The organism is Thermopolyspora flexuosa, assembly GCF_006716785.1.
Lineage (GTDB): Bacteria > Actinomycetota > Actinomycetes > Streptosporangiales > Streptosporangiaceae > Thermopolyspora > Thermopolyspora flexuosa.
Window position 1 is genome coordinate 594,906 of record NZ_VFPQ01000001.1, and the last position, 23,854, is coordinate 618,759.

Genomic DNA, 23,854 nt, shown 5'->3' on the forward strand with positions numbered 1-23,854 from the left:
GCGGACTCGCGGGGGTGGACGTTTGAGACTGTCGACTGTGGCGCTGACCGCCCTGGTCGTGGGGTGGACGTTCCTGTGCGGCCACCCGCCCCCCACCCCGGGGCAGGGCGCGCGGTCCGCACCGGTCGCGGCCCGGGCCGCCAAGGCCGCGACGGCCGCCACCCCGGTGGCGTACCGGCCGTCCTACCTGCTGCGCTCCTGGGCCACCCTGACCCGGGCGGGCGGCAAGACCCAGCTGCGCAGCCCGCCGAGGCGGCAACGGCACGCGCTCGACGCCGCGCGGCTCACCCGCGCGCTCGACCGTCACCTCGCCGGATGGCCGGGCCGGCTCTCCGCCGCGGCCGCCGACCTGGGCACCGGCCGCGGCTTCCGCTACCACGCCGACGAGCGCATGATCACGGCGAGCACGGTGAAGGTCGAGATCCTCATGGGGCTGCTGCTCACCGCGCCGTGGCGGGAGCTCGGCGCGCACACCCGGCGGCTCGCCGACCTGATGATCCGGGCCAGCGACAACCGGGCCACCGACCGGCTGTGGGAGCTCCTCGGGTACGCCGCCGGGCTCAACCGGGTGAGCTGGGCGTTCGGCCTGCGGCACACCGGCGCGGTGGACGGCCGCTGCGTCGACCTGTACTGCTGGGGCGTGGTCCGCACCACGGCCGCCGACCAGGTACGGCTCATGCGGCTGCTGGCCACCGGGGCCGGCCCGCTCGCCGCGGCGGACCGCGCGGCCGTGCTCTCCCTCATGCGCCGCGTGCTGCCCGGCCAGCGGTGGGGCGTGTCGGCCGGGGCGTGCCCGGGCGACACGGTCGCCCTGAAGAACGGCTGGCTGCGCCGTATCCACAACCACCTGTGGGTGATCGCCAGCGTCGGGCTCATCTCCCGGCACGGCAGGCACTACGCGATCGCCGTGCTGAGCGAGGGCAGCGCCACGATGGCCGACGGGGTCGCGCGGGTCGAGCGCGTGGCGCGCACCATCATGACGGCCCTGCGCGGCGGATGCGGGCCGACCGCCGGGGCCCCCGTACGGCGCGCCGCCGCCGGGCGCGCCGTACCCGGCGGTCAGTCCGCCGGCGCGACGAGCCGGTAGCCCACGCCGCGCACCGTCTGGATGAGCCTGTCCTCGTGGTCGCGCAGCCGCCGGCGGAGCCGCTTGACGTGCACCGCGATCGTGTTCGTGGACAGGTTCTCCTCCGAGTGCCACACGTGCCGCATGATCTGCTCGCGGGTGACCGTGCGGCCCGCGTTGCGCATGAGGAAGTGCAGCAGCTCGAACTCGCGCAGCGGAAGGTGCACCACGTCACCGCCCACCCGCACCTGGTAGGCGGTGACGTCGAGCTCGACGTGTCCGACGGTGAGCACGGTCCGCTCCCTTCTCGGCTCGCCGATGCAGGCGCCCTGGACCAGCGGCAGCAGCTCGGGCACGCGGTACGGCCGCGCCACGCACGCGGTCGCCCCGGCGGCCAGGGCGCGCACCGCCCGCTCGGCGTCCCCCTCGCCGACGCCGAGCAGCACCGGCACGCCCTGCACGTGCCGTACCGCGCGCACGAAGTCGACCGCGTCGACGACGGTCAGGGTCGCGCTCACCAGCACCACGTCGGGCTGGAGCGCGCCCGTCCGCAGCAGGGCCTGGGCGCCGTCGGCGACGCCGGTGACCTCCACCCCCTCGGCCTGCAGCGCCGAGGCGAGCTCCTTGATCAGCCTGACGTCCGGATCGGCCACCAGCAGAGCGGGCGCCGTCCGGGACCTTCCGTCCGCCTCGGCCGGCGTCCGCGGCTGGACCAACCCTGTCCTCCAGTTTCAGCCGAACGTTCGGGCATGGGATCAGCCGAATCGACCCGTGATGTAGTCCTCGGTGCGCTTGTCGCGGGGATTGGTGAAGATCCGGCTCGTCTGGTCGAACTCCACCAGCCGGCCGTACCGCTGACCGTTCTCGTCGACCTCCGCGGTGAAGAAGGCGGTGCGCTCGGAGACCCGGGCCGCCTGCTGCATGTTGTGGGTGACGATCACGATCGTGTACTCGCGGGCCAGCTCCTGCATCAGGTCCTCGATCTTGGTGGTGGCGATCGGGTCGAGCGCGGAGCACGGCTCGTCCATGAGGATCACCTCGGGCTTCACCGCGATCGTGCGGGCGATGCAGAGCCGCTGCTGCTGGCCGCCGGAGAGCGACAGCGCGTTCTGCTTGAGCTTGTCCTTGACCTCGTCCCAGAGCGCCGCCTTGGTGAGCGCCTCCTCGACGATGTCGTCCAGGTTCCCCTTCATGCCGTTGACCCGCGGGCCGTAGGCGATGTTGTCGTAGATCGACTTGGGGAACGGGTTCGGCTTCTGGAACACCATGCCGATGCGGCGGCGCACCTCGATCGGGTCCACGTGCTCGCCGTACACGTCCTCGTCGTGGTAGAGGATCGTGCCGGAGACGCGGGCCCCGGGGATGAGGTCGTTCATCCGGTTGAAGCAGCGCAGCACCGTGCTCTTGCCGCACCCGGACGGACCGATCATCGCGGTGATCTCCCGGCGGCCGATCACCATGTTGACGTCGCGCACCGCGGCGTAGTCGCCGTAGTGCACGGTGAGGCCGGAGACGGTGAACACCGGGTCGAGCGGCTCGGGCGTGCTGGGCACCCGGGCGCCGGTGACGCCGACCTGGGGCGCGGTCATCGGGGGAGCTGCGTGTCTGTCCATCGAAGGCCTTTCGTTCGATGCGGGCCGGGCGGGCTCAGTAGCGCTTCTGGTACCGGTTGCGCAGCAGGATCGCCGCCGAGTTCATCAGCAGCAGCAGCGCGAGCAGGATCACGATCGCGGCCGCGGCGAGCAGGTGGAACTCCTCCCGGGACTGGGTGATCCAGAAGTAGATCTGCACCGGAAGCGCGGAGAACCGGTCGAACACGCTCGACGGGTTGAACGGCACGAACGTCGCCGCGCCGAGCACGATCAGCGGCGCGGCCTCGCCGATCGCCCGGGACAGCGCGAGGATCGCGCCGGTCGCGATGCCGGGGATCGCGGCGGGCAGCACCTGCCGGTAGATGGTCTGCCACTGGGTCGCGCCGAGGGCGAGCGAGCCCTCCCGGATCGACGGCGGGACCGCCCGGATCGCCTCCCGCGCCGCGATGATCACGATGGGCAGCACGAGCAGGGAGAGCGCCATCGCCCCGGTGAGCACGCCGAACCCGAGGCCGAGCACCCGGGCGATGATGCCCAGCGCCAGGATGCCGTAGATGATCGAGGGGATCGCGGCGAGGTTCTGGATGTTGAGCTCGATCACCCGGTTGTACCAGCGGGTCCGGTCGGCGTACTCCTCCAGGTAGATCGCGGCGAGGATGCCGGTGGGCAGGGCCATGACCGCGGTGAGCCCGACCAGCCACATCGTGCCCACGATCGCGGACTGCGCGCCCGCCGCCTCCGGCCGCCGGATCGACGGCATGTTCTCCCACAGCCGGGAGTCGAACCGCCCGAGGCCCTTGGAGACCATCGAGTAGAGCACCAGGGCGAGGAACCCGAGCGCGATGACGAGGCTCGCCACCAGGGCGACTTTGAACAGGTGCTCGCGCAGCGGCCGCCCCTTGGCGGCGAGCCGTACCGCGGTCTTCGGCGTGGTGAGGAGCGTCACTCGTAGACCTCCCGGAAGCGGCGCACGATCCGGGCGCTGATGTAGTTGAGCACGAAGGTGGTGACGAACAGCAGCGAGCCGACCGCGAACACCGCCTTGTACACCGTCGACCCGACCGGGATGTCACCGGAGGCCGCCTGCGCGATGTAGGAGGCGAAGGTGACCATCTCCTGCAGCGGGTTGACGGTGAGGGAGGGGTTCGAGCCGGCGGCGACGACCACGATCATCGTCTCGCCGAACGCCCGGGAGACGGCGAGGATGACCCCGGCGATGATGCCGGAGAGCGCCGCGGGGAACACCACGCGCAGCGAGGTGACCATGCGCGAGGAGCCGAGCGCGAACGCGCCCTCGCGGAGCCCGTTCGGCACCGCCGACATCGCGTCCTCGGCGAGCGAGGCCACCAGCGGAATGATCATGATGCCCACGACGATGCCCGCGGACAGGCCGTTCTTGAAGCTCACGTCGAACGGCGTCCACTCCCGCAGGAACGGCGTGACCACGGTGAGCGCGAAGAAGCCGAGCACCACCGTGGGAATGCCGGCGAGCACCTCGAGGGTCGGCTTGATCACCTTGCGGACCCGCTTCGAGGCGTACTCCGACAGGTAGATCGCGGCGAGCAGGCCGAGCGGGACCGCCACCAGCACGGCGATGAGCGTGATCACCACCGTGCTGACCACCAGCGGCAGCACGCCGAACGCAGGCGGCTTGAAGCCGGGGCCCCAGCTCGTGCCGGTGACGAACTCGACGATGTCGACCTCGGCGAAGAACTCGATCGTGGGGGACAGCAGCGAGGCGATGATCCCGACCGTGGTGGCGATCGACACCAGGGCGGCCAGGAGCAGCACCGCCTTCACGACCGACTCGCCGTAACGCGGGCGGGACCGCCCCAGGCGCATGCCCGGGGCGGCCGCGGCACGGGAGGACCGCTCCATGGCTCAGCTCGCCGAGAGGGCCTGGACGGCGGACTTGAGCTTCGCCTCCTGCTCGGCGTTGAGCGGGATGAACTTCGCGTCGGTCGCGATCCGGTTGATGTTGTTCGCGTAGAACTCCACGAACGCCTTCACCTCGGGACGCTTCATCGACTCGTTCTTGACGTAGACGAACAGCGGCCGGGAGAGCGGGGTGTAGCTGCCGTCCTGTGCGGTCTGCACGCTCGGGGCGACGCAGCCGTTGCCCGCGTCGATCTCGACCGCGGCGAGCTTGTCCTGGTTCTCCTCGAAGTAGGTGAACCCGAAGTAGCCGAGGCCGCCCTTGGCGCCGGCCACCGCGGCGACGATGTCGTTGTCGTTCTCCGAGGCGCTGTAGTCCTTGCGGCTCGCGCCCTCCTCGCCGTTGATCTCGTCGGTGAAGTAGTCGAAGGTGCCCGAGTCGGTGCCCGGCCCGGCGAGGGCGAGCGGCTCGTCCGGGAACTTCGGGTCGACGTCCTTCCAGCTCTTGACCTTGCCCTCGGCGGCGGGCTCCCACATCTTCTTCAGCTGCTCCACCGTGAGGCACTTGGCCCAGGTGTTCTCCTTGTTCACCACGACCGTGAGGGCGTCGGTGGCGACGGTCAGCTCCGTGTAGGTGATGCCCTTCGCCGCGCAGGCGGCCTTCTCCTCGTCCTTGATCGGCCGCGAGGCGTTCTGGATGTCGGTCTCACCGTTGCAGAACTTCTCGAAGCCGCCGCCGGTGCCGGAGGTGCCGACCGCCACCTGCACCTGCGGCTGCTGCTCGGCGAAGAACTCGTACGCGGCGGTGGTGAGCGGGCCGACGGTGCTGGAGCCGTCGGAGTTGATCTGGCCGCTCAGCTGCTGCGCCGCGGCGCCGCCGCCCGTCTCCTCGGTCCGGGGGGTGTCGGTGCCCCCGCCGCCACCGCAGGCGGCCGTCAGGGCGATGAGGAAGGTCGCCGCGGTCATCGCGCTCAGGCGGCGCTGTCCACTGGTCACGGTCTTCGTCCTTCTCCGTTAAAGGATCTTCATCCAGGTTCGTCGGCCCTCAGTGAAGTCGGCGAAAGTGAACGGAGATGAAACGAACTGTGACGCGTGACGGAAAACGTCGGCCTCACTCACTTAACACCGAAGCGGGCGGTGGCTTTGCCCGCCCGTGACCGGCGGCGGGTCCGGTGGCGCGGAGCCGTTCATCTACCTGACATCCTTGAGGGCATGGCTGGAGAAAGCACGAGGGACATGTCCGTGGACGGTGCCGGGGACCGGGCCGGTACGGCACGGCCGTACCGCATCTGCCTGGTGTGCCTGGGCAACATCTGCCGGTCGCCGATGGCCGAGGTGGTGCTCCGGGACGTGCTCGAGCGGCGCGGCCTGGGCGACGTGGTGGTCGTGGACAGCGCCGGGACCGGCGGCTGGCACGTGGGGGAGCCGATGGACGAGCGGGCCGCGGCGACGCTCGCCGCCGCCGGGTACGACGGCTCCCGGCACCGGGCGCGGCGGTTCGAGCCGGAATGGTTCGCCGAGCGGGACCTGGTGCTGGCGATGGACCGGGACAACCTGCGCACGCTGCGGCGGCTCGCGCCCGAGGGCGCGGACGTGCGGCTGCTGCGGTCCTTCGACCCGGACGCGCCCGAGGACGCCGAGGTGCCCGACCCGTACTACGGCGGCCGCGAGGGCTTCGTCCGCGTGCTGGAGATGATCGAGGCCGCGGCGGAGGGCGTGGCCGAGCACGCCGCCCGGGCCGTGGGCCGCGCGCCGGAACGGCGGTGATCCGCCGGTGAGCGCCGACGTGCGGATCGTCGCCGACCTCGGCCGCAGCCACCGCTGGACGCTGCACCGGGGCGTGTTGCCCGACGGCCGGCGGGTGTTCGTCAAACGGGGCGCCGACTTCGCCTCCGAGGCGGCCGGGCTGCGCTGGCTCGGCGAGGCCGGCGCGGTCGCGGTGCCGGAGGTGATCGAGTGCGCCGGCGACCGGCTCGTGCTCGAGTGGATCGACGAGGGCGCGCCGAGCGACGAGGCCGCCGAGCGGTTCGGGCGGGACCTCGCCCGGCTGCACCGGGCCGGGGCGGAGTCGTACGGCGCGCCGTGGCCGGGCTGGATCGCCGAGCTGCCCATGGACAACACCCCGGCCGACGACTGGCCGGCGTTCTACGCCGAGCAGCGACTCCGGCCGTTTCTGCGGCTCGCGCGTGACCGTGGCCATTTGTCCGGCGCGGACGTCCGGCTGGTCGAATCGGTCATCGATGAATTGCCGGAATTGGCGGGACCGCCGGAGCCGCCGAGCCGAATTCACGGCGACCTGTGGAGCGGGAACGTGTTGTGGTCGCGGGACCGCGGGGCGGTGCTCATCGATCCGGCCGCGCACGGCGGGCACCGCGAGACCGACCTCGCGATGCTCGCGCTGTTCGGCGCGCCGCGGCTGGACCGCATTCTCGGCGCCTACCGGGAGGAGGCGCCGCTCGCCGACGGGTGGCGGGCGCGGGTGCCGCTCCACCAGCTGCATCCGCTGCTCGTGCACGTCTGCCTGTTCGGCGAGGCGTACCGCGGCAGCCTGCTCGAGGCGGCCGGGCGGGCCCTCGCCCGATGATCGTTTTCCTGGCCCAAATTGATGCGAATCGCTCAGATATGTCCGGATTGGGGTGGTAGGGTCAGATATTCCCTCATAAAAATACTTAGCGCATGATATGAGGCGCTAATAATCGGTAAACTGGTGACAAGATACTGCGACCGCCCGTTTCGTCTGCCCCCGAACCGGTGAACTCTCCCGATGCGGCCAAACCACAAAAATCGGGCCGCAACCAACCGTCGGGGGCAAGATGAAGAAAATCGCAATCGCGAGCGTCGCAACGCTCGGAATCGTTGGTGCGGCTGCGGTACCGGCGTTCGGTGCAGTGTCGAGCCTCACGCAGGCCCAGGAGATGGCCCGGCCCTCCGCCGCAGCCAACGTGCACTGCAAGGTCCGGCACTGGGTGGACCGTCAGGGGTACCGCGACGCCATCCGCGGCGACGCCTTCGCCGGCCGAAAGGGCCACTTCGGCCACAAGCGGCACCACTTCCACAAGGACGTCGACCACGAGCGCAACGACGACGTGGTGAACCACGTGGAGGCGGACACCGTCGGCGCGGACAACGAGTTCGGCTACCACAAGCGGCACCACCACAAGCCTCGCGACTTCGAGACGCGCAAGGATCACCACGGTCGGCTCCTGCACGACCACCTGATCTGGAAGCGCGACGCGGGCCGCATCGCCCAGCGCTACAAGGAGCGCAAGCGCTGGGGCACCGAGAAGTGGTGCCGCGGTAAGCCGGTGGCCGGCGTGCACGCCGGTGGCGGCTGGTACGCCAAGGCCAAGATCAAGGCGAAGCGGAAGAAGTGATCCGGTTTTCCGGACCGTCGGGATCGGCCGGTGGACGTGGGGGTTCACCGGATCGGCCGGCGAGCGACCGCCGCGTGGCCAGCGCGGCGGTCGCCGTCCCCGCCGCGGCGCACGGTCCCGGCACAGCGGGCGGCCCGGCCCGGGCGGGGGGCCGGGCCCGCGCGGCGGTCATGGCGCTGGCGCTGGCCGCGTCCGTGGCCGTCGGGCTCGCCGGCGTCGCCGTACCGGTCGCCCCGGCGCGGGCGGCGGGCGCCGTACCGCACCGGCCGGATCCGCCGGTGCTCGCGGGGCCGCCCGCGGCGGCCTTCGACGAGCCACCCGCGGCGGACTTCGACGAGCCGCCCGCGGTGGCGTTCGCGGAGCCGGCCGCGGTGGACGCCGAGGCCGACATCGGGGCCGTCCCGGTCGCCGGGGCCGACGCGACCACCACGACGGTCGTCGGCCCGGGCCCGCGGGCGCGCGCCAAGGCGGGCGCGAAGACGTCCGCCAAGGCGGACGCGAAAGCCGGCGCGAAGACCGGCCCGAAGGCGGGCACGAGGAACGGCGCCGAAGCCGACGCGGCGGCGAAGGCGAAGCAGGGCGCGAAGGCGAAGCCCGCGCGCAGGGTCCTGCACATGCGGTACTCGGTTCCGGTCCGGATCCGGATCCCGTCCATCAGGGTCAACGCGCCGCTGATGAAGCTCGGGCTCGACCGCAGGGGCAGGCTCCAGACGCCGCCGCTCAGCAAACCCGGCGTCGCCGGCTGGTACGTGGGCAGCGCGAGCCCCGGGCAGATCGGCCCGGCCGTGGTGGTGGGCCACATGGACACCCGCACCGGCCCGGCCGTGTTCTTCCGGCTCCGCCGGCTCAAGCCCGGCGCGCGGATCTACATCGATCGGCGCGACGGCAGCACCGCCGTCTTCGAGGCGCGCAAGCGCATCCGGGTGCCGAAGACGCGATTTCCCACCGACGCGGTGTACGGCGACATCGGCAACGCGGGGCTGCGGCTCATCACCTGCGGCGGGGCGTTCGACCACCGCACCCGGCACTACCGGGACAACATCATCGTGTTCGCCCGGCTGGTGCGGGCGATCAATCACCGATCCGCTTGAGCACCTCGTCGTGGAGCAGCCCGTTGGTGCACACCATGCTCCCGCCCGCCACGTCCGCCGCGCCGGACAGGGCGGACCAGGTGCCGCCGGCCTCCTCGACGATCACCGTGATGGCCGCCATGTCCCACGGGGACAGCTCGGGCTCCGCCGACACGTCGACGGAGCCCTCGGCGACCATCACGTGTGACCAGAAGTCGCCGTACGCCCGGGTCCGCCACACGGTCCGGGTGAGGTCGAGGAACGCGTCGAGCCGGCCCTTCTCCTCCCAGCCGTAGAGGCTGGAGAACGACAGCGAGGCGTCCGCGAGGTCGCGTACCGAGGACACCCGGCACCGCCGCGCCGAGGCGAGGCCGGGCCCGGTCCACGCGCCCTCGCCGCGCGCCGCCCACCAGCGCCGCCCCAGCGCCGGGGCGGAGACCACGCCGACCACGACCCGGCCGTGCTCCAGCAGGGCGATGAGCGTCGCCCACACCGGCACGCCCCGGACGAAGTTCTTCGTGCCGTCGATCGGGTCGATCATCCAGGAGCGCGCGCCGGACCCGGTCTCGCCGTACTCCTCGCCGACCACGGCGTCGCCGGGCCGGGCCTTGCCGATCAGCTCCCGTACGGCCTGCTCGACCGCCCGGTCGGCGTCGCTCACCGGGGAAAGGTCCGGCTTCGTCTCCACCTGCAGGTCGCCGGCGAGGAACCGGCGCATGGTGATGGCGTCGGCGGCGTCCGCGAGCTCGTGCGCCAGCCGAAGATCGTCACTGTATGCGGTCACAGCGCACACGGTAGCGTGCCGCCGCGGCCCGCCCGGCCCTGGGCGGTACGTCCCGGTTCCCGTGTCGGGGTCCGCCCGGATGGCTCAGCCGAGGTCGGGGTCGGGCGCGCCCTCCCGGCTCACCAGCAGGCGGCGCAGCGACTCCAGCCGCGCCGGGTCGGCACGGCCCTCCGCCACCCAGCGGTCGAGCGCGCAGTCCCCGCCCCGGTGGGTGCAGCCCTTGGGGCACTCCACGGTGGCGTCGGCGAGGTCGGGGAACGCGGCGATGATCGTGTCGTCCGAGACGTGCGCGAGGCCGAAGCTGCGCACGCCGGGCGTGTCGATGATCCAGCCGCCCTCCGGCAGCTCCAGCGCGATCGCCGAGGTCGAGGTGTGCCGCCCCCGGCCGGTCACCGGGTTCACCTGGCCCACCGCCCGGCCGGCGTCCGGCACCAGCGCGTTGACCAGGGTGGACTTGCCCACCCCCGAGTGCCCGACGAGCACGCTGATCCGCCCGGCGAGCCGCTCGCGCAGCTCGTCGAGCGGGCCGCCCTTGTACACCACCACGTACGGCACGCCGAGCGGCGCGTACAGGGCGAGGATCTCGTCCGGGGCGGCGAGGTCGGACTTGGTGAGGCAGAGCAGCGCGTCGATCCCGGCGTCGTACGCGGCGACGAGCAGCCGGTCGATCATGCGCGGGCGGGGCGGCGGGTCGGCGAGCGCGGTGACGATGACGAGCTGGTCGGCGTTGGCGACGATGGGCCGCTCCACGTCGTCGGTGTCGTCGGCGCTGCGCCGCAGCATCGAGGAGCGGGGCTCCACCCGGACGATCCGGGCGAGCGTGCCGGGGCGGCCGGACACGTCCCCGACGATCGCCACCCGGTCGCCGACGATGATCCCCTTGCGGCCGAGCTCGCGCGCCTTCATCGCGACCACCGTCACGTCGTGGTCCTCGTCGCGGATGAGGCACGTGTAGCGGCCCCGGTCGACGGCGGTGACGAACCCTTCGACGGCGTCCTCGTGCGCGGGACGGCGGCGCGTCCGGGGCCGGGACTTCCCTTTCGGCCGGACCCGTACCGCGTCCTCGTCGAACCGCTGTCTGATCAGGCGTCCCCCTCCAGCATCCGGGCCCACATCCGGGCGAACTCCGGGAGGGTCTTGGCGGTGGTGGCGATGTTCTCCACCTGCACCCCCGGCACCACCAGGCCGATCACCGCGCCCGCGGTGGCCATGCGGTGGTCCTCGTAGCTGTGGAACACGCCGCCGCGCAGCGGCCGGGGGCGGATCTCCAGCCCGTCGGCGGTCTCCCGGACGTCACCGCCGAGGCGGTTGATCTCGGTGGCGAGCGCGGCGAGCCGGTCGGTCTCGTGGCCGCGCAGGTGGGCGATGCCGCGCAGCGTCGACGGGCCGTCGGCGAGCGCGGCGAGCGCGGCGATGGTCGGGGTGAGCTCGCCCACGTCGTGCAGGTCGGCGTCGATGCCGGACACCCGGCCGGTGCCGGTGACCGCCAGGCCCTCGGGCGTGCGGGTCACCGTGGCGCCCATCTCGGTGAGCAGGCCGCGCAGCGCGTCCCCGGGCTGGGTGGTGCGCTCCGGCCAGTCCGGCACGGTGACCGTGCCGCCGGTGACCAGCGCGGCGGCGAGGAACGGCGCGGCGTTCGACAGGTCCGGCTCGACGACCAGGTCGCGGGCGGCGATCGGACCCGGCTCCACCCGCCACACGTCCGGCTCGCCGTCGTCCACGTGCACGCCCGCCTCGCGCAGCATCTGCACGGTCATCTGGATGTGCGGCATCGACGGCACCGGCGGGCCGGAGTGCCGCACCGTGACGCCCTTCTCGAACCGGGCGGCGGCGAGCAGCAGGCCGGAGACGAGCTGGGACGACGCCGAGGCGTCGATGGTCACCTCGCCGCCGCGGATCGGCCCGCGCACGGTGCACGGCAGCGCGTCGCCCTCGACGTGCGCGCCGAGCGCGCGCAGCGCGGCGAGCAGCGGCCCCATCGGGCGGCGGCGGGCGGCCGCGTCGCCGTCGAAGCGCACCTCGCCGTCGGCGAGGGCGGCGATCGGCGGCACGAACCGCATCACGGTGCCCGCGAGGCCCACGTCGATCGACACGCCGCCGCGGATCGGGCCGGGCACGACGTGCCAGTCGACGCTGGAGGCGGTCTCCGCGGACGGGGTGAGCCCGGCGCCCAGGGCGCGCAGCGCGGCCGCCATCAGGTCGGCGTCACGGCTGCGCAGCGCCCGCCGTACGGTGCCGGGGCCCTCGGCCAGCGCGGCCAGCGGCAGCGCCCGGTTCGTCACGGACTTGGAACCGGGCAGGCGGACGGTCGCGCGGACGGGCCCGGCCGCGGTCGGCGCGGGCCACAGCGAGGTGGCGGACGACGTGGCGGACATGGTCGAAAGCCTATCGAAGCCGGACCGGGGCGACGTCCCCGCCGGTGCGCGCGCCGCGGGGGAGCACCGCCGCCGCCCGCGCACGGGAATTTTTTCGCTCACATGTGCGATCGGTACGTGCGATCAGGACTTGACGGTGGCATGGTGGAACCTATGTGCGGACGATACGTCTCGGCTCGCAAGAAGCAGGAGCTGCTCGAGGAGTTCCAGGTGGAACTCGACGGGGCGGCCGAGGAGGAGCTGCGGCCGGACTACAACGTCGCACCGACCAAGAAGGTGTACGCGGTGCTCGCCCGGCCGGTCAAGGACACCGACGGGCAGGCCGGCGGCCCGCCGGTCCGGCAGCTCCGCGTGCTGCGCTGGGGTCTCGTGCCGAGCTGGGCGAAGGACCCGGCGATCGGCTCCCGCATGATCAACGCGCGGCTGGAGACCGCCGCCGAGAAGCCGTCGTTCCGCCAGGCGTTCGCGCGGCGCCGCTGCCTGCTGCCCGCCGACGGCTACTACGAGTGGCTGGCGGACGGCGCGGCCCGGCGCAAGCGGCCCTACTTCATCCGCCCCGCCGACGGCGGGGTGATGGCGATGGCCGGGCTGTACGAGTTCTGGCGGGACCGCGCCCGGCCCGCCGACGACCCGGAGGCGTGGCTGGTCACCTGCACCGTGCTCACCACCGCGGCGCAGCACGAGGCCGCGCGCATCCATGACCGCATGCCGGTGCTCGTCCCCCGGGAGCGGTGGGCGGACTGGCTCGACCCCGGCCTCACCGCCGCCGAGGAGGCGCGGCGGCTGCTCGTCCCGCCGCCGCCCGGCACGTTCGCGCTCCACCCGGTGTCGGCCGCGGTGAACAACGTCCGCAACAACGGCCCCGAGCTCATCGCGCCGGTCGCGGTCTGACGGCGGCGGTCACCGCCCCGTCGAGGACGCCGGTGAAAAGGCGCCGGATTCGGCCGTCCGGCGTGTGTAAAAAGCTCGCCAAGTGGGCATCCGGTGGGCAAAGCGATCCACTGCGCGGGATCCGCGCGGCGGACGCCCGACCCTCGAACGCCTGATCCGTGCCGGGAGTGGTTGCCGACACATCCCCATAGATCCGATCACCGAACCCCTGAATCCCCCCACCCCACACAGTCCTGAAGACCCCGACGACCGGCGGGCGCGGAGGACCCGACCGGTGAGAGTTCGTGTTACCCGAAAGGAGCGGCTCGTGGACGACGTGACCGTTCGCCGGAGACTGGAGAGCATGCTCAGTGATCTGGACCGCTCCATCCGGACGCTGCTCGACGACCGGCCCGACGAGCACTCGGCCGCCGACGCGGGCGCCCAGCTCACCGCGACCGACCGCGTGCAGGCCATGATCGACAACGCCACACGGCAGCGGTCGGCGGTGCTCAGCGCGCTCAAGCGGCTCGACGAGGGCACGTACGGCCGCTGCGTGGACTGCGGCGGCCTGGTCCCGGAGGGGCGGCTGGAGGCGCGGCCGGAGGCCGAGCGCTGCGTGCCGTGCCAGTCGAAGGCCGAGCGCCGGCGGCGCTGACCGTCCAGGCCGACCGGGCGGGCTGCGCGCGTCACGGATCGCGGCGCGCGCTCGCCACGAGGTGAATGCCCACGGTGTCGTCGTCGTCCGGCCGGGTCTCGAGCTCGGTGTGCACCAGCCGGCCCAGCGCCCGGGCGTCACCGGAGAGCACGTGGTCCACGGTGGACGGCGACAACACCGTGCGGGGCCGTACCCACTCGACGGTGAGCCCCGCGCCGGTGAGCAGCTCGCGCAGCTGGCCGCTGGAGAAGCACCGGGTGATGCTGCCGTCCGGCCACGGCACGAGCATGACCTCGCCGGTCTGCCGCAGGTGCGCCCAGAAGTTCTGCTCGGCGAGGATCGCCATGCCGAGCACGAGGGAGTCGACCGAGACGAGCACCCGCCCGCCCGGCTTGAGCACCCGGGCCACGTCGGCGATCGCCGACTCGGCCATGATCTCGATCGACAGCGCGCGCTCCTCGGCGAGCACCCCGTCCACGCACGCGTCCGGCAGGAAGGCGAGGTCGTCGGCGCGGATCCGGCGGACCCGGTCGTCGCGGGCGTCGCGCAGCCACGGCTCGGCGGTGCGGCGGAAGTCGATGACCTCGATCACCTGGTGCCCGCGCCGGGCCGCCTGCGCCGCCCAGCGGCCCCGGCCGCCGGAGATGTCGAGGAGCAGCGCCGGACGCCTGGGAAGCCAGCGGCGGAGCTGTTCGGCGGCGACGGCGTTGTAGAAGGTCCAGTACGGCCCGAGCGCACCTGAGCCGTTCAGTTCTTTCGCCGGGATGGGCAGCACGAGCGGCTCCTGGACGTCGGGGCTCTCCGCGGATCGCTACTAACCGGTACGTTCCCCGCACCGGATGGTTCGTCACCTTCATCGTGGCGCGGGAACAAGATGCTACGCCCGATGGTTGGTGCTCGGCGTAAGGATAAGGAGGTTTGATGCCGGTAGCCCCGCTCGCCGACCGACCCGCCACGATCCAGCCGGTATCCTCGGCTTCGTACGGCGGACATAAGGGGGTGGGTCCGGTCTCCAGAGCATCGACGGAGACGCTGGAGCAGCGCAGCGAGCGGTTCGAGCGGGACGTGATGCCGTATCTCGACCAGCTCTACTCGGCCGCGCTCCGGATGACCCGTAACCCCGCGGATGCGGAGGATCTCGTCCAGGAGACCTTCGCCAAGGCCTTCGCCTCCTTTCACCAGTTCCAGGAGGGCACCAACCTCAAGGCCTGGCTGTACCGCATCCTCACCAACACCTTCATCAACGCCTACCGCAAGAAGCAGCGGGAGCCGAAGCAGTCGGGCGCCGAGGAGGTGGAGGACTGGCAGCTCGCCCGGGCGGAGTCGCACACCTCCAGCGGGCTGAAGTCGGCCGAGATCGAGGCGCTGGAGCATCTGCCGGACAGCGACGTCAAGAACGCGCTCGCCGCGTTGCCCGAGGAGTTCCGCATCGCGGTCTACCTGGCCGATGTGGAGGGTTTCCCGTACAAGGAGATCGCCGAGATCATGGGCACGCCGATCGGCACCGTGATGTCGCGGCTGCACCGCGGACGCCGCCAGCTGCGGGCGCTTCTTGAGGACTACGCGCGCGAGCGTGGACTCGTGCCATCGGAGGACCGGCGATGAGTTGCGGAAACCCTCACGAGACCGACTGTGCGGACGTGCTCGATCGGCTCTACGCCTACCTCGACGGGGAACTCGACGAGACTCTGTGCGGGGACATCCGCAAGCATCTGGACGAGTGCGGCCCGTGCCTGAAGGAGTACGGGCTCGACCAGATGGTGAAGAAGCTCGTGGCCAAGCACTGCGGCTGCGATCCGGTGCCGGAGGACCTGCGGGCGCGGGTGATGTCGCGCATCGAGCAGGTCCGGCTGGAGATGGTCGAGGCGGCCGAGTCGGAGCGTCTCGCGCCTTGACGCGCCGGAACCCGTAAGCTGCCCCCTATGCGGGTTCTGGTTACCGGGGGAGCCGGTTTCATCGGATCCAACCTCGTCGATCGGCTGCTCGCCGAGGGCCACGAGGTTGCGGTCGTGGACGACCTGTCGTCGGGCGACCGGGAGAACCTCGCCGAGGCGGCGGGGCACGCCGGGTTCGCCCTGCACGAGATGAGCGTCACGGATCCGGAGCTGGCGGGCGTCGTGGAGCGGTTCCGGCCGGAGGTGATCTGCCACCTCGCGGCGCAGATCAGCGTGCGCAGGAGCGTCGCGGAGCCGGTGCACGACGCGCGGGTCAACGTCGAGGGCACGGTCAACCTGCTCGAGGCGGCGCGCCGGGCGGGCACACGCAAGGTCGTCTTCGCCTCGTCGGTCGCGGTGTACGGCCGGCCCAAGGTGCTCCCGGTGCCGGACGGCGCGGACACCGACCCGCGCTCGCCGTACGCGGCCGCCAAGCTCAGCGGCGAGATGTACCTCGCCACGTTCTCCGCGCTCTACGGCCTGGAGTACACCACGCTCGTGCTGTCCAACGTGTACGGCCCGCGGCAGTCGCCGGAGGGTGAGGCCGGCGTGGTGGCGATCTTCACCGACGCGCTGCTGTCCGGAAAGCCCACCGTGGTGTACGGCGACGGCACGCAGACCCGGGACTACATCTACGTGGACGACGTCGTCGACGGCTTCGTGCGCGCCTGCGGCGACCGCGGCAACGGGCGGCGGTTCAACCTCGGCACCGGCGTGCAGACCACCGACCGGGAGCTGCACAGCCTGGTCGCCGCCGCGGCCGGGGCGCCCGACGAGCCGGGCTACGCGCCGCCGCGCCTGGGCGACCTGCCCGCGATGGCCGTCGACCCCGCCCCGGCGTACGAGGGGCTGGGCTGGCAGCCGCGCACCGAGCTCGCCGTGGGCCTCAAGGCGACGGTCGAGTGGGCCCGGCGCCGCCGCGGCGAGACCGGTGGGACATCTGGCGCTGCGTAATCATTTGTTCACATACGTCACATATCAGACGCGATTGGCCGAGCCGGGGGACCGGAGGCTTCGGTTTCTGTAGCCTGAGGGCGGAATCCGACCCGGGGTGGCCGTTGTGCGTGAACTGCCGTGGCCTGCGAAGGTCTACATCGTCGTTCTGGTCACAGCGGCGGCGGCACTGATCGGGCGTGACCTCGTCGCGGGCGGGGTCACCGGGGGCGGGCTGGACGGGCCCGACTGGCGCACGCTCGTCGTGCTGGCGCTGCTGTTCCTGGTGTGCGAATCGGCGCCGACGCTGCTCAACATCGAGCAGACCGCGGTCTCGGTGAGCTTCTCCGCCGTGCTCGCCGCGGTGGTGCTCGTGGGGCCGCTCGGCGCCGCGCTCGTCGGCGCCGTCGCCGTGCTCAGCGTGCGGCCCGGGCTGCCGCCGGTGAAGCGGCTGTTCAACGGCGCCCAGTTCGCCGTGTGCGGGTACACCGCCGGCGTCGTCTACCGGCTCGCCGGCGGCCCCGAGGGGCTGCCGGTGGAGCGGTTCGCCGACCTGCTCGTGCCGTACGCCGCGGCGGCCGCGGTGTTCGTGCCGCTCAACGTCCTGCTCATCGGCGTGCTGCTGCGGCTCGCCTCGGTGGTGAGCCGCGCCCAGGTGCCGCTGCGCGAGGCCGTGCGCTTCCTCGTCTCCTACCTGGGCTACGCCACCTTCGGACTGCTCATCGTCGGGCTGTGGGCGAGCGTGCAGTCGCTCGCCGCGGTGCTCGTGCTCGTGCCGGTGTTCATCGCGCGCTGGGCGTTCGGCCAGTACCGCGCCCAGGAACGTTCGTACGAGGCGACGATGGCCGCGCTCTGCCAGGCGGTGGAGACCAAGGACTACTACACCCGCGGCCACTGCACCCGGGTGTCGAAGGCGGCGACGATGATCGCCGAGGAGATCGGCATGGGGCCGCGGCGGCTGCGCGCCATCCGGTACGCGGGCATGCTGCACGACGTGGGCAAGCTCGGCGTGCCCACCAAGGTGCTGCAGAAGGAGGGCCCGCTCACCGAGGAGGAGTACGCGGCGATCCAGCTCCACCCGATGCGCGGCCTGGAGATCGTCAAGGGCATCGACTTCCTCGACGAGGCGTTCGCGGGCATCATGCACCACCACGAGCGCCACGACGGCAGGGGATACCCGATGGGTCTGGCGGGCGACGAGATCCCCGAGTTCGCCCGCATCATCGCGGTGGCGGACGCCTTCGACTCGATGACCTCCGACCGCTCCTACCGCCGGGCCAAGCCGGTCGAGGTCGCGCTCGAGGAGCTGCGCAAGAACGCCGGGACCCAGTTCGACCCGGTCATGGTCGACGCGTTCGTCGCCGCCGTGCGACGCCGGGGCTGGGACCCGCCGGTCCGGCCGCCCGCCCCGCCCACCGGACAGCCCCAGACCGTGATGAAGGACCATGACGACCCGACAACGCCGATCCAGGTTGCCGCGGAGCGGTGACCGCGCCCGGGCGCCGTGGTGCCCGATCCTGCTCACCGTCGCGGCGACGCTGATGATCGTGAGCGTCGGGCACGTGGCCGCCACCGAGGTGGTCGACCCGGACGTGGCGCTCGCGTTCGGCGCGCTGATCGCGTTCGGCGAGCTCGCCCGGATGATGATGCCGGGCAACCGCGAGGTCGCGCCGATCTCCACGGCCGCGGCGCTCGGCTACGCCATGCTGCTCGACGTGGAGGGCCGCCCGGCCGGGCACGGCGCGGTCCAGGTGGTCGCGGTCATGGCGCTCGGCATGATCGCCGGGGCGCTGCCGCACCTCGCGGTCAACCGCCCGCCGCAGGCCGCGGCGATGGCCCGGCGGCTGCTCGCGGGCGCGCTGGTGGCGTTCGCGTACCGGCCGCTCGCCGACGTGCTGTGGGCCTCCACCGACCACGGCCGGCCGGGCGGGCAGTGGTGGCTCGTGCTCGCCACGATGGTCGCGCTCGCCGCCGTGGCGCTGCTCGCCGACATGCTCGTCGCCGCGGTGCTCCGCGCGGAACGCGTGCGCACCGCGCTGCCCGTCGCGGTGCGCGACGAGCTGCGCATCGCCGGGCCGCTCGCCGCCGCGGTGGGCGCCTCGGGCATCCTGCTCGCGCTCGCCTCGCACGGCATGGGGCTGGTCGCCCTGCTCGTGTTCGCCGCGCCGCTGCTCGTCACCCAGGTGGCGTTCCGCAAGTACGCGGGCATCCGGGCCACCTACCTGCAGACGGTGCGGGCGCTCGCCCGGGTACCGGAGGTCGGCGGCTACGTGGACCACGGGCACTCCCGCCGGGTGAGCCGGCTCGCCGTGGCGGTCGGCCGCGAGCTCGGCATGTCCGAGCCGGAGCTGCTCGAGCTCGAGTACGCCGCGCTCATGCACGACATCGGGCAGCTCTCGCTCGCCGACCCGATCCCGGGCGGCGCCACCGTGTTCGCCGAGCCCGCGCAGGCCCGGCGGATCGCCGAGCTCGGGGCCGAGGTGATCCGCAAGACCGGCGTGCTCGACCGGGTCGCCGAGATCGTGCGGCTGCAGTGCGACCCGCCCGGCCCCGAGGTGCCGCCCGCGAGCCGGATCATCAAGGTGGCGAACGCCTACGACGACCTCGTCGGCGCCTCGGCGGACCGCAACCGCTCGGCCGCCGCGCTGGAGCGGCTGCGGGCCGGGAGCGGGGAGGAGTACGACCCGGTCGTGGTGGAGGCGATGGCGACCGTGGTCGCCCGGCGGCGGCGCGGCTGACCGGTCCGCGGGCGCGAGCCGTCCGTTTTCGTCCGGTCTTGCCCGGCCTTCGCCCGGCCTGTCCGGTCCCGGGTTGTTGTGGGCTTCCTACAGACCACGCTTTGCGTACTGATGGGATTCGGGGCACGGCCCGAGATCCCGGACGGGCCTATGGTGGTGACGCGCCGATAGTGGTCGAAGGAGTGTTCATGGCCGAAGTGCGTGCCGAGATGGTGGCGAACGTCGCCAAGATCCTTGTCTCCGAGGGCGACCGGGTCGCCGTGGGCGACACCCTCGTGCTGCTCGAGTCGATGAAGATGGAGATCCCGGTGCTCGCCGAGGACGCGGGCACGGTCGCGCAGATCAAGGTGGCCGAGGGCGACGTCATCCAGGAGGGCGACCTCATCGCCGTCATCGAGTAGCCGACGGCCTCACCCCTGCAGCTTGGCGAGGAACCGCTCGGTGTCGACGACGAACCGCTCCACCGTGCCGTCGGCGACGAGCCGGTCCCGCTGGTGTGCGGCCACCGTGAACACCAGCCGCCGCCCGTCCACCTCGGTGAGCTCCGCGGTGACCTCCACCGGCGCGCCGACCGGGCTGGCCGCCCGGTGATGCAGCTCCACGCGCGTGCCGACCGAGGTCTGGCCGGGGGCCAGCCGGTCCCGCAGCGCCTGAACGGTGGCGGCCTCGGCGAGGGCGAGCAGGCGCGGCGTGGCGAGCACCGGCACCTCACCGCTGCCCACCACGGCGGCGGTGTCCTCGTCGCCGACGACGATCGAAACCGTTGTGCGAAGGCCGGGGGCAAGGGTCATGGCCGCCACCCTACTCAGCGGCACGCCCGGCCGTCTCGCCGGGCCGCCCGGCCGTGCCGTACCGGGCGGCGGTCCCCGCAACGGGTCCGGCACGTTCCCCGGATTTCTTGGGAGAGCCGCAACCTTAAAGCCCTACCCTGATCTCTCGGCGCGTACACGGGGCGCACGCGCCTGCGCAGGCAGGTCCCCGGATGCTTGTGATCTCGGCGTGACCTGGTCGCGATACGAATCTGCTTTGTTGTCAAGTCTGGGGTGTAAAGCGGCGTACCACTACAAGGGGGGTACGGGGGACCATGGTGGCCCAAGGGACGAGCCTGGCGGGACGGTACCGCCTGGACGAACGGCTCGGGGCCGGCGGCATGGGCGAGGTGTGGCGCGGCGAGGACATGGTCCTGGCCCGCACCGTCGCCGTCAAGCTGCTGCTCCCGGACCGGATGAACGACCCCAACTTCGTCCAGCGGTTCCAGGGCGAGGCCCGGGCCATGGCCACCATCAACCACCCCGGCGTCGTCGACGTGTACGACTACGGCGTCACCGAGGTCCCCGGTGACGGCCCCACCGCCTTCCTGGTGATGCGGTTCGTCGACGGCGAGCCGCTCGACCGGCTGCTCTCCCGGCTCGGCCGCATCGACCCCGAGCCCGCGATGGATTTGATCGCGCAGGCCGCGGACGCGCTGCAGGCGGTGCACGAGAAGGGAATCGTGCACCGGGACGTCAAGCCCGGCAACCTCATGGTGCGGTCCGACGGCCGGCTCGTGCTCACCGACTTCGGCATCGCCCGGGCCGAGTCCGCCAACCGGCTCACCGACGCGGGCATGGTGCTCGGCACCGCCGCCTACTGCGCCCCCGAGCAGGCCGAGGGCCAGCCGGTCACCCCGGCCGTGGACATCTACGCCCTCGGCGTCGTCGCCTACGAGTGCCTCGCCGGGATGCGGCCGTTCGACGGCGACTCCCCGGTGACGATCGCGCTCAAGCACATCCGCGAGGCCCCGCCCCCGCTGCCCCCGGACATCCCGCCCCCGGTCCGCCGCGTGGTGGAGCGCGCGCTCGCCAAGGACCCCGGCAGCCGGTGGCCGAGCGCCGCGGCGATGGGCCAGGCCGCGCGCCAGGCCGCGCAGGCGATCAACGCGGCCCCGTCGGCCATGCCGGGCGAGGCCGCCGCCCACCCGCCCGGGTACGGCGCGCCGCCCTCCCAGCCCTACGCCGCCCAGCCGTACGGCCCGCAGCAGTACTCCGCGCCGTTCTCCCAGCCCTACCCGCAGCAGCCGTACCAGGACGGGCCGTACACCGAGCAGGGCTACCCGCAGGCGCCGTACCCGCCGGAGGACGCCGGGCCGCCGACGTCCCGGCAGGAGCGGCGGGCCGCCCGGAGCCGCGCCCGGCGGCGGCGCAGCCGGGTCGGCCTGTTCACCGGGATCGGCGTGGGCGCGGCGCTGTTCGGCGGGCTCGCCGCCTTCGCCCTCAACGGCGTCGCCGCGACCGGCGGCGAGGAGACGCCGCCCGTCGCGGTCGGCACGACCACGAGCCCGCCAGGGACCAAGGGACCGTTGCGGGCCACCACCGAGAGCCCGCGGCCGAGCCGTACCCGGACCCGGACCCCCACGAAGGCCCCGCCGAGTCAGCAGCCCACCAGGACCGCTGCGCCGACGCCCACCCCCAGCGAGACGCCCTCCCCGGAGCGCACGAAACCGACCCCGACGCCGTCGAAGACCCCCGTGCTGCGGAAGGTGCCCGCCGTCGTCGGCCTCACCGAGCCCGCGGCGATCGCCGCGCTCAGCCGGGCCGGTTTCGACTACCGGGTGATCATCAGCTCCGACCCCGACACCGGGATGTGCACCAAGGTGCTGAGCCAGAACCCGGCGGGAGGCGAGGCCGTGCCGCCGGACACCGTGGTCCGCATCGTGGTGGACCGGGGGACCGAGTGCCCCGGTGACGACGGGGACGAGTCGCCGGAACCGTCCCCCTCGCCCTCGCCCACGCCCTCGTCCCCGCCCGCGCAGTGACCGCCGCCGGGGCCCGCCGCGGCGGACCCCGCCGGTGCGGTCGGAGCGCTACACGCCGGTCGTGTTGCGCGGGTAGGCGATCGCCGGGTCGGTGACGACGTTCACCAGGTACGGCACGCCGGAGTCGAACGCCCGCCGCAGCGCCGGGCCGATCTCGTCCGGCGAGGTGACGAGCTCGCCGCCGCCGCCCAGCGCGGTCACCACCTGGTCGTAGCGGGTGCCCTGCCGCAGCTCGGCGGCCACGTCGTAGCCGTACAGCAGCTGCATGGGGTGCTTCTCCAGCCCCCACATGCCGTTGTTGCCGCAGATCATCACGACCGGCAGGTCGTGCCGCACGAGCGTGTCGACGTCCATCAGCGAGAACCCGGCCGCGCCGTCGCCGAGCAGCAGCACCACCTGGGAGGAGGGCCGGGCGAGCCGGGCCGCGATCGCGTAGCCGAGGCCGGTGCCGAGGCACCCGTACGGGCCGGGGTCGAGCCAGCAGCCGGGCCGTTCCGGCTCGACGTACTTGCCCGCGTAGGAGACGAAGTCGCCGCCGTCGCCGATCACCACCGCGTCGTCCGCGAGCACCTTGTTCAGCTCGCCGTAGATGCGCATCGGGTGGATGGGGTCGGCGGCCGAGGCGAGCAGCTCGGCGTCCCCGGCGCGGGCCGCCGCGGCGGCCTCCGCCAGCCGGGTGAGCCACGGCGCGTACCGCTTCGGCGAGACGCCGGCCGCGGCGCAGGCGGTGGCGAGGCCGCGGAAGACGAGGGTGAGGTCGCCCGCGGCCGCACCGGCGGGCTGGATGTGCGTGGCGATCTGCGAGGGCGCGTCCACCAGGTGCACCACCCGGGCGAGCGGGGTGCCCTCCTTGCCGCCGAACCAGCCGTAGCCGAGCCGGAAGTCGAGCGGCGCCCCGGCGACGATCACCAGGTCGGCCTGGCCGAACGCGGTCCCGCGGGCGCGGGTGACGAGCAGCTCGTGCCCGGACGGCAGGATGCCGCGGCCCTGGCCGTTGAGGATCACCGGCAGCCGGTACTCCTCGGCGAACTCGCGGGCGGCCTGCTCGGCGCGGTCCATCCACACGTCCGAGCCGAGCACGAGCACCGGCCGCTCGGCCTCGGCGAGCAGCCGGGCGATGTGGGCGAGCGCGTCGGAGTCGGGCTCCCGGGACCCGTCCGCCCCGGCGTCCTGGGGCGTGAGGGCCTCGGCCGGCGGCTCGGGGGCCTGCGCGAACAGGTGGTCCATGTAGAAGTCGAGGAAGACCGGGCCGCGGTGCGGGGCGAGCGCGGTCCGGAACGCGGTCGCCACGTCCTGCGCGACGCTCTCCGCCGAGGCCGCGGTGAACGACCGCTTGGTGATCGGCTCGAGCAGGGGCGGGTGGTCGAGCTCCTGGAGCGCTCCCGAGCCCCAGCGGGAGAGCGGTGCCCGGCCGCCCATCACGACCACGGGGGAGCCGTTGAAGTGGGCGGTGGCGACGCCGCTCACGCCGTTGGTCACGCCGGGGCCGGCGGTGAGCACGGCGAGCCCGGGCTTCCGGGTGAGCCGGGCCGTGGCCTCGGCCGCGAACACCGCGCTCTGCTCGTGGCGCACGTCGAGGATGCGCATGTTCTCGTGCACGGCGCCGTCGTACAGGGGGAACACGTGCCCGCCCGACAGGGTGAACATCACGTCGACGCCGAAGGCGCGGGAGACGGCGACGGCGACGTCTCCGGCGTGCTTAGCAGAGTCCATGCGCGAACGTTACCAGTGGGTCACTTTGGCTGAGAAGGACGGCGGTTATCAAAACGCGACCTGGACCGCTCAACCCGC

General features: G+C 72.9%; 25 protein-coding genes. 14 read left to right on the forward strand and 11 right to left on the reverse strand.

What is annotated here, in order from left to right:
• Positions 1–22: 22 nt before the first annotated feature.
• Complete coding sequence (locus tag FHX40_RS02620; RefSeq protein ID WP_170198686.1) at positions 23–1,087, forward strand: serine hydrolase; 1,065 nt, start codon at positions 23–25, stop codon at positions 1,085–1,087.
• On the opposite strand, the gene FHX40_RS02625 is transcribed toward FHX40_RS02620, so the two are convergent.
• From FHX40_RS02625 to FHX40_RS02645, 5 genes are all read right to left on the reverse strand, one after another.
• Positions 1,060–1,719 (reverse strand): response regulator transcription factor, encoded by a 660-nt coding sequence (locus FHX40_RS02625; RefSeq protein ID WP_229789187.1) that lies wholly within the window; start codon positions 1,717–1,719, stop codon positions 1,060–1,062. The genes FHX40_RS02620 and FHX40_RS02625 overlap by 28 nt on opposite strands.
• A gap of 102 nt (positions 1,720–1,821) precedes the next feature.
• Entirely contained in the window at positions 1,822–2,655 is an 834-nt protein-coding gene (gene pstB, locus FHX40_RS02630) for a phosphate ABC transporter ATP-binding protein PstB (RefSeq protein ID WP_211350143.1), read from the reverse strand.
• A gap of 58 nt (positions 2,656–2,713) precedes the next feature.
• Positions 2,714–3,604, reverse strand: coding sequence for a phosphate ABC transporter permease PstA (gene pstA, locus FHX40_RS02635; protein WP_142258127.1), 891 nt, complete (start codon positions 3,602–3,604; stop codon positions 2,714–2,716).
• Complete coding sequence (gene pstC / locus FHX40_RS02640; protein WP_142258128.1) at positions 3,601–4,536, reverse strand: phosphate ABC transporter permease subunit PstC; 936 nt, start codon at positions 4,534–4,536, stop codon at positions 3,601–3,603. The genes pstA and pstC overlap by 4 nt, the downstream gene beginning before the upstream one ends.
• A 3-nt stretch (positions 4,537–4,539) precedes the next feature.
• A complete protein-coding gene (locus FHX40_RS02645; RefSeq protein ID WP_211350144.1) occupies positions 4,540–5,529 on the reverse strand; it encodes a PstS family phosphate ABC transporter substrate-binding protein in 990 nt (329 codons plus the stop codon).
• 240 nt (positions 5,530–5,769) lie between these two features.
• Here FHX40_RS02645 and FHX40_RS24880 point away from each other — a divergent pair, with 240 nt between their 5' ends.
• From FHX40_RS24880 to FHX40_RS25625, 4 genes are all read left to right on the forward strand, one after another.
• Positions 5,770–6,300 (forward strand): low molecular weight protein-tyrosine-phosphatase, encoded by a 531-nt coding sequence (locus FHX40_RS24880; RefSeq protein ID WP_170198938.1) that lies wholly within the window; start codon positions 5,770–5,772, stop codon positions 6,298–6,300.
• A 7-nt stretch (positions 6,301–6,307) separates the two neighbouring features.
• Positions 6,308–7,117 (forward strand): fructosamine kinase family protein, encoded by an 810-nt coding sequence (locus FHX40_RS02650; RefSeq protein WP_229789188.1) that lies wholly within the window; start codon positions 6,308–6,310, stop codon positions 7,115–7,117.
• Between the two features lie 304 nt (positions 7,118–7,421).
• Entirely contained in the window at positions 7,422–7,907 is a 486-nt protein-coding gene (locus FHX40_RS02655) for a hypothetical protein (protein WP_142258129.1), read from the forward strand.
• Positions 7,908–8,077: 170 nt separating this feature from the next.
• Complete coding sequence (locus FHX40_RS25625) at positions 8,078–8,998, forward strand: class F sortase (protein WP_142258130.1); 921 nt, start codon at positions 8,078–8,080, stop codon at positions 8,996–8,998.
• On the opposite strand, the gene hisN is transcribed toward FHX40_RS25625, so the two are convergent.
• From hisN to aroA, 3 genes are all read right to left on the reverse strand, one after another.
• Positions 8,979–9,761 (reverse strand): histidinol-phosphatase, encoded by a 783-nt coding sequence (gene hisN / locus FHX40_RS02665; protein WP_142258131.1) that lies wholly within the window; start codon positions 9,759–9,761, stop codon positions 8,979–8,981. The genes FHX40_RS25625 and hisN overlap by 20 nt on opposite strands.
• A gap of 84 nt (positions 9,762–9,845) precedes the next feature.
• A complete protein-coding gene (gene rsgA / locus FHX40_RS02670) occupies positions 9,846–10,874 on the reverse strand; it encodes a ribosome small subunit-dependent GTPase A (RefSeq protein ID WP_373286919.1) in 1,029 nt (342 codons plus the stop codon).
• The gene (aroA, locus tag FHX40_RS02675) at positions 10,844–12,136 is read right to left on the reverse strand and encodes a 3-phosphoshikimate 1-carboxyvinyltransferase (protein WP_142258132.1); all 1,293 of its coding nucleotides are present in this window, start codon (positions 12,134–12,136) and stop codon (positions 10,844–10,846) included. Before aroA ends, rsgA begins: the two co-directional genes overlap by 31 nt.
• Positions 12,137–12,289: 153 nt before the next feature.
• On the opposite strand from aroA, the gene FHX40_RS02680 reads away from it, so the two are divergent.
• Both FHX40_RS02680 and FHX40_RS02685 read left to right on the forward strand, forming a co-directional pair.
• On the forward strand, positions 12,290–13,027 hold the full coding sequence (locus FHX40_RS02680; protein WP_142258133.1) for an SOS response-associated peptidase: 738 nt from the start codon (positions 12,290–12,292) through the stop codon (positions 13,025–13,027).
• Positions 13,028–13,334: 307 nt separating this feature from the next.
• The gene (locus tag FHX40_RS02685; RefSeq protein WP_142261500.1) at positions 13,335–13,664 is read left to right on the forward strand and encodes a TraR/DksA family transcriptional regulator; all 330 of its coding nucleotides are present in this window, start codon (positions 13,335–13,337) and stop codon (positions 13,662–13,664) included.
• Between the two features lie 31 nt (positions 13,665–13,695).
• Here the strand turns inward: FHX40_RS02685 and FHX40_RS02690 are convergent, their stop codons facing one another.
• Positions 13,696–14,439, reverse strand: a complete 744-nt coding sequence (locus FHX40_RS02690; RefSeq protein WP_142258134.1) for a class I SAM-dependent methyltransferase — start codon at positions 14,437–14,439, stop codon at positions 13,696–13,698.
• Positions 14,440–14,585: 146 nt separating this feature from the next.
• Between FHX40_RS02690 and FHX40_RS02695 the strand changes: the two genes are divergently transcribed.
• The 6 genes from FHX40_RS02695 (at position 14,586) to FHX40_RS02720 (ending at position 19,670) form a co-directional block, all read left to right on the forward strand.
• Complete coding sequence (locus tag FHX40_RS02695) at positions 14,586–15,269, forward strand: sigma-70 family RNA polymerase sigma factor (protein WP_268241059.1); 684 nt, start codon at positions 14,586–14,588, stop codon at positions 15,267–15,269.
• Positions 15,266–15,559 carry a mycothiol system anti-sigma-R factor gene (gene rsrA, locus FHX40_RS02700; protein ID WP_142258135.1) on the forward strand — a complete coding sequence of 98 codons (294 nt, stop codon included), beginning with the start codon at positions 15,266–15,268 and terminating at the stop codon, positions 15,557–15,559. Before FHX40_RS02695 ends, rsrA begins: the two co-directional genes overlap by 4 nt.
• A 27-nt stretch (positions 15,560–15,586) precedes the next feature.
• Positions 15,587–16,552 (forward strand): NAD-dependent epimerase/dehydratase family protein, encoded by a 966-nt coding sequence (locus tag FHX40_RS02705; RefSeq protein WP_142258136.1) that lies wholly within the window; start codon positions 15,587–15,589, stop codon positions 16,550–16,552.
• 106 nt (positions 16,553–16,658) lie between these two features.
• Positions 16,659–18,020, forward strand: coding sequence for an HD-GYP domain-containing protein (locus FHX40_RS02710; protein ID WP_142258137.1), 1,362 nt, complete (start codon positions 16,659–16,661; stop codon positions 18,018–18,020).
• Between the two features lie 52 nt (positions 18,021–18,072).
• Positions 18,073–19,269, forward strand: coding sequence for an HD-GYP domain-containing protein (locus tag FHX40_RS02715; protein ID WP_229789192.1), 1,197 nt, complete (start codon positions 18,073–18,075; stop codon positions 19,267–19,269).
• Between the two features lie 188 nt (positions 19,270–19,457).
• Positions 19,458–19,670, forward strand: coding sequence for a biotin/lipoyl-binding carrier protein (locus FHX40_RS02720; RefSeq protein WP_142258139.1), 213 nt, complete (start codon positions 19,458–19,460; stop codon positions 19,668–19,670).
• A 9-nt stretch (positions 19,671–19,679) separates the two neighbouring features.
• Here FHX40_RS02720 and FHX40_RS02725 read toward each other — a convergent pair whose 3' ends face one another.
• Positions 19,680–20,060: a thioesterase family protein gene (locus FHX40_RS02725; RefSeq protein WP_142258140.1), complete on the reverse strand. Its 381-nt coding sequence runs from the start codon at positions 20,058–20,060 to the stop codon at positions 19,680–19,682.
• A 293-nt stretch (positions 20,061–20,353) separates the two neighbouring features.
• Between FHX40_RS02725 and FHX40_RS25990 the strand changes: the two genes are divergently transcribed.
• Entirely contained in the window at positions 20,354–22,063 is a 1,710-nt protein-coding gene (locus FHX40_RS25990; RefSeq protein WP_142258141.1) for a serine/threonine-protein kinase, read from the forward strand.
• Positions 22,064–22,111: 48 nt separating this feature from the next.
• Here FHX40_RS25990 and FHX40_RS02735 read toward each other — a convergent pair whose 3' ends face one another.
• Positions 22,112–23,776 carry an acetolactate synthase gene (locus tag FHX40_RS02735; protein ID WP_142258142.1) on the reverse strand — a complete coding sequence of 555 codons (1,665 nt, stop codon included), beginning with the start codon at positions 23,774–23,776 and terminating at the stop codon, positions 22,112–22,114.
• Positions 23,777–23,854: the final 78 nt, after the last annotated feature.

What these genes read in the sequence shown, in the direction of transcription:
- FHX40_RS02695 (WP_268241059.1), top strand. Translation starts at nt 14,586, where the DNA reads ATGCCGGTAGCCCCGCTCGCCGACCGACCCGCCACGATCCAGCCGGTA.
- rsrA (WP_142258135.1), top strand. Translation starts at nt 15,266, where the DNA reads ATGAGTTGCGGAAACCCTCACGAGACCGACTGTGCGGACGTGCTCGAT.
- FHX40_RS02680 (WP_142258133.1), top strand. Translation starts at nt 12,290, where the DNA reads ATGTGCGGACGATACGTCTCGGCTCGCAAGAAGCAGGAGCTGCTCGAG.
- FHX40_RS25625 (WP_142258130.1), top strand. Translation starts at nt 8,078, where the DNA reads ATGGCGCTGGCGCTGGCCGCGTCCGTGGCCGTCGGGCTCGCCGGCGTC.
- aroA (WP_142258132.1), bottom strand. Translation starts at nt 12,136, where the DNA reads ATGTCCGCCACGTCGTCCGCCACCTCGCTGTGGCCCGCGCCGACCGCG.
- FHX40_RS02735 (WP_142258142.1), bottom strand. Translation starts at nt 23,776, where the DNA reads ATGGACTCTGCTAAGCACGCCGGAGACGTCGCCGTCGCCGTCTCCCGC.
- FHX40_RS25990 (WP_142258141.1), top strand. Translation starts at nt 20,354, where the DNA reads ATGGTGGCCCAAGGGACGAGCCTGGCGGGACGGTACCGCCTGGACGAA.
- pstB (WP_211350143.1), bottom strand. Translation starts at nt 2,655, where the DNA reads ATGACCGCGCCCCAGGTCGGCGTCACCGGCGCCCGGGTGCCCAGCACG.
- FHX40_RS02715 (WP_229789192.1), top strand. Translation starts at nt 18,073, where the DNA reads ATGATCGTGAGCGTCGGGCACGTGGCCGCCACCGAGGTGGTCGACCCG.
- FHX40_RS24880 (WP_170198938.1), top strand. Translation starts at nt 5,770, where the DNA reads ATGTCCGTGGACGGTGCCGGGGACCGGGCCGGTACGGCACGGCCGTAC.
- FHX40_RS02720 (WP_142258139.1), top strand. Translation starts at nt 19,458, where the DNA reads ATGGCCGAAGTGCGTGCCGAGATGGTGGCGAACGTCGCCAAGATCCTT.
- FHX40_RS02725 (WP_142258140.1), bottom strand. Translation starts at nt 20,060, where the DNA reads ATGACCCTTGCCCCCGGCCTTCGCACAACGGTTTCGATCGTCGTCGGC.
- FHX40_RS02705 (WP_142258136.1), top strand. Translation starts at nt 15,587, where the DNA reads ATGCGGGTTCTGGTTACCGGGGGAGCCGGTTTCATCGGATCCAACCTC.
- pstC (WP_142258128.1), bottom strand. Translation starts at nt 4,536, where the DNA reads ATGGAGCGGTCCTCCCGTGCCGCGGCCGCCCCGGGCATGCGCCTGGGG.